The organism is Methylocapsa polymorpha (assembly GCF_045689225.1).
GTDB lineage: Bacteria > Pseudomonadota > Alphaproteobacteria > Rhizobiales > Beijerinckiaceae > Methylocapsa > Methylocapsa polymorpha.
Map to the genome: position 1 here is coordinate 686,837 of NZ_CP136862.1, position 13,503 is coordinate 700,339.

Here is a 13,503-nt window from a genome sequence, read left to right on the forward strand (position 1 = left end):
GGGACAATACCCGCCGCATTTCCGCCCTGCAACGTAAGAAGGCCATGGTCTCGCGTCAAGCCGTGCTCGACAGGCGCGCCTGACCGGCCATGAAACCCGCCAGAGCGGCGTCGAGATCCGCCTCATCCAGGGATGCGACTAGCGGGCCGGCCGTCCAGATCAGCATCATTCGCAACCGCTTATTTGGCCAGAGCGGGGCGAGGACAGCGCGATAAAGCGCCATCTGCACAAGATAGGCCGCCGGCGTCTCGGCGGCGGCGCAGGGCGCGCCGGTCTTGAAATCAGCGACGAGAACCTCGTTCGCCGTCTCGCCGATCCGATCGACCTGACCGGCAACGTCAATGCAAGACCCCGACGCGGGCGTCACTCCCCCGGCGACAGAGACTTCGGCTCTCGAACCAGGCCTAAAAAGATCGGCAAGCGCCGGCATTTCGATCACCCCCAAAGCCGAATCGGCAAGGCTTTGTCTGACCTGGCCATCGAGATCGTCCGCGCGGGCGGAGAGAAAAGCCAGCGCGGCCTTGCGCCTATGCTCCGGCGCGACCCCCGGCAAATATTGCAAAAGAACATGTAGGAGCGAGCCGCGCCGCAACGCCTCTCGCCTCGCCTGCGGCAGTCTCGTTTCGTTCAGCCGGTCTGCCGCCGCAAGCGCGCTCGAAGGACGAACCGGCGGCGGCGCATTCGACTCCGGACCGACGGCGCGCCAAAGCCAGTCCGGCGCATCTGCGGTCGCGTTATCCTGCGTCGCATCCGCAACATCGTCAGCCGGCCGCACGCTGCCCCGCGTCACGCGGCGCAGGATTTTTTCCTCCGCGTCCCAGAAGGCCGGCGCGCTTTCAATATCGTCGCCACTCGCGAGAGCGGCTTCGATCATTGCCGCCCAGCAGGCTGCGTTCGGCTTGTTCGCGCCATGGAAACCGGCGATGTAGAGCCGCTCCTCGGCGCGGGTCAAAGCGACATAGAGAAGGCGCCGGTATTCGTCCGCCGCAGCCTCCCGCATCCTTTCGCGCGCGGCCTCGATCGCGGGGCAATCCGCGTCCCGGCGCGGCGACCAGGCGATGATCGAAGCCTCGCCAAATCCAGAGTCGAGAGCGTAGACTTTCGGCTCGTGATGCGGCGATGGCGCGCTGCAGGTATCGGGAAGAAACACGATCTTCGCTTCAAGCCCCTTGGCCGCATGCACGGTCATCACGCGCACGACGTCGAGGCCGGTCTCCATGTCGCGTTTGATCGAGCAATCCATCGCTTCAAGATCATTCAGGAAAGTCACAAGCGAAGGCGCCGCCTCCTCTTCATGGGCCAGGGCGAGGCGCAGAAACTCATCTATCGCATCGCCGGCTTCTGGGCCTAGCCGCGCGGCAATCGCGCGGCGCCCGCCCTCCTCGCCAAGCAGGCGCGAATAAAAGGCGAAAGGGCTCGATGCGGCGCGTTCGCGCCAGCGGGCGATCTTCGCGTAAGCCTCGACACAGCGCGCGTCAGCGGAGCCGGCAAGCGCCTCGAAAAGGCCGCCGCCACGACCAGGGGCAATCGCCAGGAGATCATCGTCGTCGAGGCCGATCAAGGGCGATTTCAAGACGCAGGCGAGATTGAGATCGTCTTCCGCAAGCAGCGCCGCGCGCCCCGCGGCGATAAGATCCTTGACCGCGATATGCTCGGCGAGCTCAAGCCGGTCGGCGCCCGCGACCGGAACCTTGCTGCGCTTCAGGGCGCGGATCACGGCCTCGAAAAATGCGTCGCGCCTGCGAACCAGAATCATAATATCGCCGGCGCGAACTGGACGCAGCCGGCGTGTCCGGCCGTCATAGACATATTCGTCGGAGCCATCGGCGATGAGCCGCGCGATCTTCTGCGCAATGCGCTCCGCCACGAGGCTCGCCGGGTCCTTGGCGTCGAGAAGATCGAGCGGCAGCCGCCAGTCGCGCGGGTCCTCGCGCGATTGAACGCCGACCAACGGCCAGATTTCGACCAGGCCGGGAAGCTGCTGCTTCAAGGCCTCATGCGGCATCCAAACGTCATTGGCGGCGACAAGCCCGCCTTGATGTCCGTCGCGCTCGAAAACCTTGTCGATCGCCGAGAGCACGCCGGGCACGGAGCGAAACGATTGGGTTAGCCGCACATGAGCGAAGCTTTCCGCGCCGCTCCTGAATTTTGTTTCGAACTTTCGCCGCATCTCGCCGAACATATGCGGCGCCGCGCCTTGGAACGAGAAGATCGACTGCTTCTCGTCGCCGACCGCGAAGAATGTGCGCCGGGCTCCGCTTCGCGCCTCGCCGGTCGCGAAATCGCTCGTAAGCTCTTCAAGAATTTTCCACTGCGCCGCGCTCGTGTCTTGAGCTTCATCGACGAGAATATGGTCGATGCCGGCGTCGAGCTTGTAGAGCACCCAGCGCGCGTCCGAGCGCTCCAGCAGAGCCAAGGTCCGCTCGATGAGGTCGTCGAAATCGAGAACCCCGCGCGCGGCCTTCATCGCCTCGTAGCGTTTGAAGATGGCGTCGACGATGGCGATCAGCGAAACGCCGCGTTCGAAGGCCGCCGCCGCGTTTCGCGCCGCCCGAAGAGGGTCGAGACGCTCCTGCTCGGCGTAAAGCAGGTCCGCGATGTGCGGCCGCTCGCTGGCGAGGCCACTGGTTAGAAGATTCCTGGTTTTGCCGCCCTTCCCTTTCTCGGTGAAAAAAGCAGCCAGATATGAGACGATGCAGGCTTCCAAATCGTCGTCGGAGCGTCGCTGCTCATAGGCCGAGGCCGCCCGCCAAAGCAGCCGAGCTCTCTCCTGATCGGTCTTCTTGCCTTGATCGAGAAAGCCTGCGATCTCGCTCCAGCGCTCCGGCGCAAAACCTTGTTCGATCATCTCTCGATCGATCTGCGCAGCGCTGCAGCTGGGATCGAGGCCGAGCGCGCGGCGCAAGGCGAGCTCGGGATCTTGCCGCAAACGCCCTCGAAAAAGCGCGCGATGCCCCATCGCCTCCTTGATCAGATTCGGAAAATCATTTGCGCCGCATTCATCCGCGATGCGTTGAAGCTTCGGGCCAAGGCCGCGCAGATCCGTCATCGCCTCGGCGAGGATCTCGCGCCGCGCGCGCAGCAAAAGCTCCGCTTGGCGCGCGTCGTCGGCGACTTCAAAGCGCGAAGGCGCATTCGCCTCGAATGGAAACAGATGAAGCAGCCTTTCGCAAAAGGCGTGGATCGTTTGAATTTTCAATCCGCCCGGGGTCTCGACCGCGCGGGCGAAGAGCCGCCGCGCGACGATCAAATCCGCCGCCGTCGGCGTAGGCGCTCCGGTGGCCACGATCGCCTCGCGAAGCTCCTTATCGTCAAGACGCGTCCAAACGGCGAGCGCATCGAACACGCGGCCGGCCATATTCGCCGCCGCTGCCTTGGTGAAGGTGAGGCAGAGGATCTTTGACGGCGGGACGCCTTTAAGAAGAAGCCGCATGACGCGTTGCGCGAGCACATGCGTCTTGCCCGATCCGGCATTGGCCGAGACCCAAATGGAGGAGGCCGGATTCGACGCCTCATGCTGGCGTCGCAACGTATGCGGCGGAATCTCGAAATGCGACATTAATCGCCGCCCTCCGCGCCGCCGAGCGACCATTCCTTTACGCGCGCCAGATGATCATAGGCGTTGTAGCGCGCGGAAAATTTTGGGAACGGACGCGGCGGATAGGCAGTCTCCGGGTCGCGGAACTGATTGAGCAAATCGACAAGGCCGGCATAGTGCCTTGCGGCGACCTCGGCGAAATCAGCATCCTTGAAATCGACCTGGGTTTCCTTGCCGCCATCGGCGCCGCCGAGCTTGAGGTAGAGCGCCTCGATCGAATTTATCTTAACGCCGAGGCTGAAGGCGCCTCTCTGCGCCATCGCGGCTTCGAGCGTGAGCTGCGGCGCAAAGCCTACAAGAATTTCCTGCTTTCCCGGCGGCGTCCCGGTCTTGTAGTCGACGAGGGTCACGCCGCCATCGCGTCTGAGTTCAATGCGATCAGCGCGGGCGGTCAAGGTAAAGACCGAAGCGTCGGCAAGATCTATCGCAAGCTTGCCGTCGATCTCGGTCTTGATCTCCCTTATATCGTCGCGCCGCCGCGCTTCGAAACCGAGATAGAAATCGATCGTCTTCTCGAGCCGCGGCCATTGCAAGGCCAAGAAAACCGGATCTTCGAGATTGGCGGCGAGCCCTTCGCGCAATATTGCGCAAAGTTTTTCGCGCGCTCCACTCGGCAATGGCCCGCTGGGAAAAGCCGCGACAAAGCGCTCCAGCGCGGCATGGACCGCGCTGCCGAACTCGGCTGGCCCCACCGCGCCGCCGAGAGGCTCGAGCGCCGCAAGCCCCAGAATCATTTCGGCGTAGATGGCGTAAGGATCGCGCCGCAGCGTCTCGACGCGGGTGACGCTGAGTTTTTTTGGCCGTAGATCGAGCTGCGGCCGCGGCATCGGCCTCTTGATTTGCGCTGCGGCTTGGGCAGGACGGTCGATCGCCCGCGCGAGGTCCAGATAGATCTTTCCGCGCGCTGCGCACGCGCTCCACGCGGCGTCGCCCAGCGCCGTCATGCGCTGGATGAATCTGGAGGGCGTGGTCGGCGCGCCGCCGCGCTTGGCCGCGCGGGACATGATCACTCTGCTATGCCCGAGAGCTTGAGCGAAATCATGCGCCGTCTGGCCGAGCTTGCGCTCAGGCGGCGTCAGGCCCAAAGCGACGCGCATCGGACGATTGAGAAAAGCGTCGGTCTGCGCCTGCGGCGGCCAGACCGTCTCGTCGAGGCCGCCGAGCAGCACCACATCCGCCTCCATGAGGCGAGCTTCGAGAAGCCCGAAGATTTTTAGGCGGGGATGCGCGTTCCTTGGCCCACGCAATGCAACCTCGCGTGCGACAGCGGCAAAGAAGAATCCGTAAGACTCCGCGTCGAAACACATGCCGGCAGTCGCGCAGCGCGCAAGCTCATCGAACAAAGCGTCCAAGGCCTCGCGATCTTCGCCATGGTCGGCGCCGTCCCCGCCGCGTGCAATCCCCTTGATCACGGCGCGATGCGCGGCGACCCAGGCTTTCAGATCGTGCTCGCCGCGCAAGTCGAGGATCGGCCTAAACTCCGCGCCAAGTCGGACGAGGAGGTCTTGCAAGCCTGCCCATTCGGCCTCTGTGATCCGCCGCTTGGCGGGGTGCGCGAAACGCTCCAGAGCCTCATTTCGCGCCGCTGCGATCATGTCCTGCGGCGACCTGAGAATGGGCTCGGCGAGGCCGCCTGCGGCGCGAGGCGACCGCAAGACGCCGATTTCGAAAAGCGCCCCGAGACGGGCCAGATCCTCACGCGAATATCCAAGCCGCGCCTGCGGGTGAGCCAGGAGAGCGGCGAGGCTCTCCGCCGTCATCCCGCTTGCGGCGCAAGCTATGGCGAGCCGCGCAAGAACGCCGTAAGGGCTAGCGCTCAAAGGCTCGCCGCCAGAATCATCCACATCGACGCCCCAGCGCAGCAAGTCCGCGCGAACCCGGCGCGCAAGCTCGCGGTCGGGCGTCACCAGGGCCGCCGTCTCGCCAGGCGTCTCCAACACGCCGCGCAGGACGATCGCGAGCGCGAGCGCTTCCTCCCGCTCGTCGGCCGCTTCGATCATGGCGACGCCTTCCAGGGCGGCGTCAAGTTCGGCGGCGTCGACGCCCGCGCGATAGGCGATCCATGCGTCGGTTGTCTCTGCCGGACGCAGAGCTTGCGAAACGAACCTGCCGCGCGCCGCGCCCAAGCGCGAGACCTCGCCGAGAGACTGAACCTCCTCGCGCCTGACTTGGAGAACCGAAAGAAGGCGGCAGAGCGCCGCCTGCGGATGCGTGAACGAGGCTTCGACCCCTTCCTTGGCGTCGCCCGCGATCAGCGCGAAAGCCTCATTGTCGAGATCCTGATCAAGACCGGGGAGCACGACCGCGCCCATTGGCGCCCGGGCGATCGCCGCGAGAAGCCGCGCGGTCGCGCGATTGGAGCCGGTCGAGCCTATGGCGATGACAGGTCCGCCCGCTCCCCCGTCGCGCAGAATTTGGCTCTGCCGCTCGATAAGCGCGACCTGACGCCGGGCCTTGTCGACCAAGCCTTGCCGCGCAAGGATATTCGGCCAGTGCTCGATGGCTATATTGAGGAAATCGAGGGTGATGCGCCAATAGGGGTCGAACTCGGGCAGAACCAGAGGATCGAGCCGCTCCCAGGCCACGTCCTCGATGATCAATTCGTCGATGAGGCCGGCAAGCTCGCCGGACAAATGCCAGGCGTCGGCCGCCGTGGTCGCGACAAGACAAGACTCGCGTGAATCGGTCTCATATTGGCCGTGCGGATCGATCGAGACGATGGCGTGGCGCAAGGCGCGCGCCCAAGCCAGGATCAGCTCGGCAAGCTGCATGCGCCGCGCGATCTCGCTCGCGGCCATTGGCAGGTCGCCGACCGGATCTTGCCCAAGGTCCTGCGCCGCCTCGGCGAAGATGAGGCCAGTCTCCGTCTCCTCCAGCGCGCCGAGCGGCAGGATGCGCGGCAGAAGCGTCGCCGAGCGATTTAACGCGCCCGCAAGTTCATCCGCCAAAGCGCGGGCCGCGCGCCTTGTCGGCACATAGATCGTCGCCGCCGCCATTTCGAGCGGGCCGAGGCCCTTCGAAAACCCCTCGACGACGCGGCCTTCGAAAAGCGCTGCGGCGAAGGTTTTCAGGAAGGGCGCGCCCGGCGCTATGGTGAAGACGTTTGGCTGCAGCATGTGAGTTTCGACCAATGTGTGAACCACGCATGGAGACGTCCATCATATGACTTGCGTGCTTCGCATCCTACTGCGGCCAGCGGGCTTATCCACCACCCGCAGCAGCGGCTAGGCAAAGCGATGCTCCTTGACGCACGCGCTGACGGAGCCTACTTAAGCTACTGCAAACCTAGGGGATCCCCGGCAGGGGGCTGAGAGGCTGGCAACGCTTTTTGAGAGCGGCCCAGCGACCCTTCGAACCTGATCCAGTTCGCACTGGCGTAGGGATGGTGATGTCGATCAGACCTTTCCACATTTTTCCCGCTCGCGCTCTATCTGCTCAGCCTCGGCTGGGCGCCGGGATTTAAGCCCATGCGCATCCGCATCATCGGCGCCGGCGTCGCAGGGCTGACCAGCGCGTTTGAATTCGCCCGCGCGGGCTGCGAGGTCGAAGTGATCGAGCGCCGCGAGGGGCCGGGACTCGGCTGCTCCTATCTCGCCGGCGGCATGCTCGCGCCCTGGTGCGAGGCGGAAAGCGCGGAGCCCTGCGTCGTCGATCTCGGCATTGAATCGCTTCGCTTCTGGACCGAAACCGCGCCTGTCGCGACAACGCAGGGCTCGCTTGTCCTGACGCCCGCGCGCGACCGGCCGGAGCTTGCCCGTTTCGCCCGCCGCACCAGCGGGTTCGAGCGCCTGGACGCTGCGGCTATCGCGGCGCTTGAGCCTGATCTCGCGGGGCGCTTCGAACAAGCCTTGTTTTTTCCGCGCGAAGCCCATCTCGACCCCCGCGCGGCCATGACGGCGCTCGCGGCCCGGCTTGCCGAGCTCGATAATGTCGCGTTGCGCTATGGCGTCGACGCCAATTCTCTACGCGACAAGGAAGCCGATTGGACGATCGATTGTCGCGGTTTTGACGGGCGCGACGCCCTGCCCGATCTGCGCGGCGTCAAGGGCGAAATGCTCGTACTCGCCACATCTGAGGTCACGCTCGCGCGGCCGGTGCGGCTCATTCATCCCCGCCATCCGGTCTATATCGTTCCGCGCGGCGATGGGCGCTTCATGATTGGCGCGACAATGATTGAAAATGACGAGCCCGGCCGCGTCACTGCGCGGGGGATGCTCGAGCTTCTTGGCGCGGCCTATACGGTTCATCCCGCGTTCGGCGAAGCTGAGATCGTCGAGACGGGCGCAGGCGTGCGTCCGGCTTTCCGGGATAATCTTCCGCGCCTACGCCAAGACGGCCGGACCATTTACGTCAATGGCCTCTATCGGCACGGATTCTTGCTTGCGCCCGCGATGGCGCGCCGGGTCGTCCGGCTCGCGCTCGAAGGCGCAATATTTCCAGAGGTGATGGATGCGGATCCAGGTCAACGGCGAAGCGCGTGACGTCGCGGCGACGACGCTCGCCGCCCTCCTCCGTGAGCTCGATTTCGAGGATCTGGCCGTCGCGACCGCGCTTAATCAGGCTTTCGTGCGCAAGTCCGACCGCCATCAGGCCCGATTGAAAGAGGGCGACGCGGTGGAAATCCTCACGCCGCGCCAAGGGGGCTAAAAAGTCAGGCTGAAAAGGCCAGGCTGAAAAGGAGCCGAAATGGACTCTGATGGTCTCACTTTTTATGGCGTTGCGCTCGCCTCGCGCCTCATTGTCGGAACCGCGCAATATCCTTCGCCCGCCATTCTAGCAAAAGCGATCGCGGCGGCGAAAGCCGAGATCGTAACGGTCTCGCTGCGGCGCGAATCCGGGGCGAGCCGCGCGGGGGAAAATTTCTGGTCGCTGATCCGCGAACTCGGCGTCCGGGTTCTGCCGAATACGGCCGGCTGCCGGACGGTGAAGGAAGCGGTGACGACAGCCGAAATGGCGCGCGAGGTCTTCGACACGCCCTGGATCAAGCTGGAAGTCATTGGCGAAGAAGACACATTGCAGCCGGATGTTTTTGGCCTTGTCGAGGCCGCCGCAATCCTCTCGCGGGACGGCTTTCAGGTCTTCCCTTATACGACCGAGGATCTCGTCGTCGCCGAAAGGCTTCTCGGCGCGGGCTGCGAGGTTCTGATGCCTTGGGGCGCTCCGATCGGCTCCGGGCGCGGTCTCAATAACGCCTATGGCCTGAGGGCTTTGCGGGCGCATTTCCCGCATGTTCCGCTGATCGTCGACGCCGGGATTGGAACGCCGTCTCATGCGGCGGCGGCGATGGAACTGGGCTATGACGCCGTCCTGCTCAATACCGCCATCGCCAAGGCGGGCGACCCTGCGGCGATGGCCCGCGCCTTTGCTCTCGCCGTCGAGGCTGGACGCCTCGGCCATCTCGCCGATCCGATCGAGCCGCGCGACATGGCGACGCCTTCGACTCCGGTGATCGGAAGGCCTTTCACCGATCTCGCCCGTGCTTGACCCATTCTATCTGATCGTCGACAGCGCCGCCTGGATCGCCCGGCTTTTGCCCTGCGGCGTGCGGCTCGTGCAATTGCGCGTCAAGGACGCGCCTGAGGCAAGCGTCAGAGCCGAGATCGCAGAGGCCAAGGCGCGTTGCGCGGCGGCCGGGGCGCAGCTCATCGTCAATGACTATTGGCGCGAGGCGATCGACGCCGGCTGCGATTTCATCCATCTCGGCCAAACCGATCTCGATACGGCCGATTTGCCCGCCATCCGCCGCGCCGGGCTGAAACTAGGGGTGTCCACTCACGACGAGGCGGAGCTTGCCCGCGCGCTGGAAACCGAGCCCGATTACGTCGCGCTCGGGCCGATCTATCCAACGATCCTGAAGCAAATGGCTTTCGCGCCGCAGGGCCTGCCCCGGCTCGCCGAATGGAAGCGGAAGATCGGCAAGATCCCGCTCGTCGGCATTGGCGGCGTGACCTTGGATCGCGTCGCCGGGGTGCTCGAAGCCGGCGCCGACAGCGCGGCGGTTGTAACCGACATCACGCGCAACGCCGATCCGGAGCAACGCGCGCGGGATTGGGTGAAGGCGACGCGGAGATTTGCCGGAAGCGCGGCGTAGGAGACGTTTCGCAGAAAAAGGATCCTGGTGGAGTTCCCGATTATTGGCCTGACACGCTTCGCAGCAACGACACGCCAAGCTTCTTCGCAGCCACCAAATCAATGTGAGCTTGGTGGCCGTGTTTCGAGAGTAAAAACAGTAAATTATTGCCATCCATGAGCGTCAAAGGCTTGTCCTTAGCAAAATTATACGCATCAGGACCGAAGTTAGATGTAGTAACGAGGATTCCTTTCGTCGCCCCTTCATTGACTACTGTGCCGTAGAGGTCACGGACGGCAGAGACACCAACAGTGTTTGTGTACCGCTTCGCTTGAATCACAATTTTCCCGCCTCGAATTGGGTCTGGATCAAACGCTATAGCATCCACCCCACCGTCTCGACTCGCTTGAGTGACTTTAACTTCACCTCCGCTATTTGAGAATTCTCTCTCAAAGATGTCGCGAATCAAATGCTCGAACTCTTCCCAGCCAATCGCGGCGAGATTCGTGCCTTCTTCCAGGCGAGACACGACATCAATGCTCGCAATGAAACGATGATCTGTTCGGTTCAGTTTAAGCACGGGCTGTACTGGCACCATTGTGTGTAATTTTGTGCTTCCAATTCCTTTCAGTGAGCGGAAGCAGGCCTTCGGATCAACGGCACTCAAATTGATCTCTCTGAATTGCTCGGCGAGAGCTTGTACGGTAATGATGCACGCTTGAGTTTTCTGGCCATTTGCAATATCAATATAATTGACCCAGCCATTGAAAACTATTGATTTTATGACTTTGATTTTATCGGCAGAAAACAGCTCGTGGAGCGTCCGTAAACACACTTGATATGCGACGGAGTCGTAGAGGCTTCTGATAAAATTTTCCTTGAGACGGACCTCTTCGAGTACATCGCGGGAAGCGATGTATTTTACCTCCTTGACTGTCGGCATATCGGCAAGAGACGGCAGCCTAAACTCGACCACAAGTATCGCAGATTCCGAGTCAAAACTTGTCATCCAATCCCGCGGAAAGCAATCTGGGTACTCAGAATTGCTCAGAACGATGTCACAGTATTCCTCAATAGCTGTTGGATCTCCACCGTTGTAGCGGGCGCAAAGATCATCTACCGCGTCGTTATTTTCCAGACGAGCATCTTCGAATTTGTCACGGGCTGTTTGCCAGATGCGCTGTCTTGAATCGTAACTCGCTGTAGCGACGGCAGCCCGCTGCCTTAGGCTCTCGCACTCTTGCTCCCATCTCATTTGCTGTGCTTTGAGCTGAAGATGAGCTTCCCGTTCCGCCCTGCGACGCAAAAAGGGAATAAGCCTTTCTGAAAAACTCAGCTTAAGAACGAATTCCGGTTCAAGAGGAAAATCTGGAAAGATCGGCTTCACTGGTGCCACTTGATCAAAGACACCGTAAGATTTTAATTTTTCCCATTCAACTTCATTTTTACTTTCAATACAACTTGTCAATATATTCTCAAGCTGAGAAGTTATTTCGTGGCATTCTGCAGTCCTCTTTACTGCCTCATCCTTCTTTTTTTCTCTTGAAAAGAGCCATTTGTTCCGCTCTTCTTTTTCAGCCCATTGTTGGGCCCATACAGATCGCTGAACACGAGCTTTTTCCTCGACTATCCGCGAGTCGCGCCCGGTAATCACCCTATATCTATTTAGTTCGTCGTGCCGAATCTCAATTTGGTACATTTTTATTCGAATATTGTTAAATAATTACCACTATACAACAGAATCTAGAAAATGCCTAAGGATTTAACACGCAAGCCGAGTGCGGGTCTAATCCAGATGCATGGTCAGTCCCTTTTTAACCCTTAAGCTCACTTACAAAAAGCCGCCTGAAACGCGGCCAGCTTTTCCGGCGTGTCGAGGCCCTTCTTCACGCTCCACTTGTTGGCGCTGAAGAAGGAACGCGCGTCGATGGTGATTTCCTTGCCGCGAAGATACCAGCGCTCGACGCCATCGGGAGAGATCACCGCCGGCCCGTCGGCGCGATGAACCTTGCCGTCCTCGAACCAGATTTTCGTGTCGCCATAAACATAGTAGCCGAGCACTCGCCCCATATCGTCTTGGTTTGCTTCATCGACCAATTTCATTTCGGCCACAGTCTATCTCTCCTATTCGCGCTCTGATCCGAGCTTGCGCGCCAGAGTTGGCTGCGCTGGCGGCGCTCTAGCGCGGCCGTTCGCGTCCTCTTAGCAGATAACGAGCCAGAGAAACATTTTGCTGCGCATAGTCACGCCGGAGCCGGGTTTCGGCGCTGATCGAGCCTCAGGACGACGGCCGCTTCTTTTCGACGTGGCGAAAACTCCATTCGACTTCCACATCGTTGTCGCTCTGGCCGTGAATGACGATTTGGGCGCAGCTGCGCGGACCATCGGGCGCAGCGAAAAAAATGCTTTCCTCGATTTCGACAAGCCAGTCGGCGGTTTCGAAAAGCCAGCGCCGGCCATTGGGCAAGACGCATAGAACCGCGCGTCCCTCGCGAACGCGCTTCAAGCGAACCAATGGATGAATATGAAAGCGCAAAGCGAAAGGGTGGCTTTCGCTCGACCCGGCGGGATCGATGCGGCGCAGACGATCCGCGCCTTCGAGCTGCTTGCCGTCCTTCCGCAGCGTGATCCGACGCTGATGGATGAGTCCAAACCGAGGCTCATAGCCATTATGCGCGACAATCACCATGGTCGCCGCGGAATGCTCCCGGCGTTCGACCTCGACTTGATCCGGCCCGGAAACCATCTCGTCGCCGAGCCATTTCCCGAGGCCGGCATGGAAAGCGAAACGGCATGAGGACGTGTCGTCGACCACAAGCGTCGAATGCGCCGCAGTCATGCGCGCGGCTTCGCGCGCCGCCGCGCGATTGGCGTCGGGCGCGCCGCAATTGATGACCAGCCGCTGCGCGCCGACTGAAAACTCGAAGGATGAGCATCCCGCATGGGCGCGATGGGAAAACGCCCGCGGCGGCGGCCGGCCGGCATCCATCACCAAAATTACTTCCTGCGCCTCGATGCGCTGATAGCCCGAATGCGGCGCGTTGGCGAGCGCCTGCGCGCGCACGTCGTCATAAGCGAGTACGGTCGCGAGCTGCTCCGGCGCCGTCACGCCCATGCCGTTGAACAAAGCGAGCATGCCGTCGCCATGCCGGAACAGGCGCAACATGGGCATCATCCGGTCGATCGCATTGAGGAGCTGGGCCGGCGTTTGCAGCCCGCGCGCGGCATAGACCTGGCGCAAGGGGAGCAAATCGAGAAGCAAGTCGATCAGGATCTGAGGATTGCGGCTGAGATGGCCGCCATCGGGAAGAATCTGGCGCTCCAGCTCGTCGACCAGCTGCCTGGTGCTTTTCTGCTGCGCTTTGCCCGGCGCCTCCGTGCAAAGGCTGAGCTCGGCGAGCGCGATCGCGACCAGGAGACGCTGATCGCCGACTAGTCCTTCCGCCACTTTGCGCTCAAGGAAAGCCTGGCTGCGGCCGATGCCCTTCATGAAGCGGCGGTAAAAAGCTCGATCGGCGCCTTCGAGGATGATCGGCGATTGCGACAGCCAGGCGAGAAGACGGCGCGCCGCGACCTGCGGCTCCCAGGCCGGGCTTTGGCTGGGTTTCCCCGCGAGGGTCAGAAAATCATCGACAAGCGCACGGGCGTTGGCGCGCGCGACGGCCGTATCGGCGGCGCGTAAGTGGCGCAGCCAGCTGAAGCTCGCGAGCGCCCGCGCCCAGGCGGCTGGAGCCCGGCTCCAATTCGAAGGGCGAGCGGCCATGCGCATTGACGATCTTGCCGGCGAAAGCGAAATAACCGGCGTAGATGTCGGCCGCGAGCGTCGGGTCGCTTG

The 13,503-nt window shown here is 62.1% G+C and carries 9 protein-coding genes and 1 riboswitch; of the genes, 4 read left to right on the top strand and 5 right to left on the bottom strand.

The genetic code is table 11. The features are described 5' to 3' along the window. Positions 1–55: 55 nt before the first annotated feature. Together addA and addB are read right to left on the bottom strand one after the other, a co-directional pair. A complete protein-coding gene (addA, locus tag RZS28_RS03350; protein ID WP_407339796.1) occupies positions 56–3,559 on the bottom strand; it encodes a double-strand break repair helicase AddA in 3,504 nt (1,167 codons plus the stop codon). Then, positions 3,559–6,714, bottom strand: coding sequence for a double-strand break repair protein AddB (gene addB, locus RZS28_RS03355; protein ID WP_407339797.1), 3,156 nt, complete (start codon positions 6,712–6,714; stop codon positions 3,559–3,561). Before addB ends, addA begins: the two co-directional genes overlap by 1 nt. Positions 6,715–6,875: 161 nt before the next feature. Next, a riboswitch (TPP riboswitch) is annotated at positions 6,876–6,998 on the top strand. A 67-nt stretch (positions 6,999–7,065) separates the two neighbouring features. Here addB and thiO point away from each other — a divergent pair. Genes thiO through RZS28_RS03375 form a run of 4 tightly spaced genes read left to right on the top strand, consistent with a single transcriptional unit; the run spans position 7,066 to position 9,689 of the window. Then, a complete protein-coding gene (gene thiO / locus RZS28_RS03360) occupies positions 7,066–8,079 on the top strand; it encodes a glycine oxidase ThiO (protein ID WP_407339798.1) in 1,014 nt (337 codons plus the stop codon). Further along, positions 8,048–8,245, top strand: coding sequence for a sulfur carrier protein ThiS (thiS, locus tag RZS28_RS03365; protein ID WP_407339799.1), 198 nt, complete (start codon positions 8,048–8,050; stop codon positions 8,243–8,245). The genes thiO and thiS overlap by 32 nt, the downstream gene beginning before the upstream one ends. Before the next feature lie 39 nt (positions 8,246–8,284). After that, entirely contained in the window at positions 8,285–9,082 is a 798-nt protein-coding gene (locus tag RZS28_RS03370) for a thiazole synthase (RefSeq protein ID WP_407339800.1), read from the top strand. After that, positions 9,075–9,689 carry a thiamine phosphate synthase gene (locus tag RZS28_RS03375; protein WP_407339801.1) on the top strand — a complete coding sequence of 205 codons (615 nt, stop codon included), beginning with the start codon at positions 9,075–9,077 and terminating at the stop codon, positions 9,687–9,689. Before RZS28_RS03370 ends, RZS28_RS03375 begins: the two co-directional genes overlap by 8 nt. A gap of 40 nt (positions 9,690–9,729) precedes the next feature. Here RZS28_RS03375 and RZS28_RS03380 read toward each other — a convergent pair whose 3' ends face one another. From RZS28_RS03380 to RZS28_RS03390, 3 genes are all read right to left on the bottom strand, one after another. Further along, positions 9,730–11,367, bottom strand: coding sequence for a restriction endonuclease (locus RZS28_RS03380; RefSeq protein WP_407339802.1), 1,638 nt, complete (start codon positions 11,365–11,367; stop codon positions 9,730–9,732). 128 nt (positions 11,368–11,495) lie between these two features. Next, positions 11,496–11,771: an aldehyde dehydrogenase gene (locus RZS28_RS03385; protein ID WP_407341029.1), complete on the bottom strand. Its 276-nt coding sequence runs from the start codon at positions 11,769–11,771 to the stop codon at positions 11,496–11,498. Positions 11,772–11,946: 175 nt separating this feature from the next. Further along, positions 11,947–13,431, bottom strand: a complete 1,485-nt coding sequence (locus tag RZS28_RS03390; RefSeq protein ID WP_407339803.1) for a heparinase II/III family protein — start codon at positions 13,429–13,431, stop codon at positions 11,947–11,949. Positions 13,432–13,503: the final 72 nt, after the last annotated feature.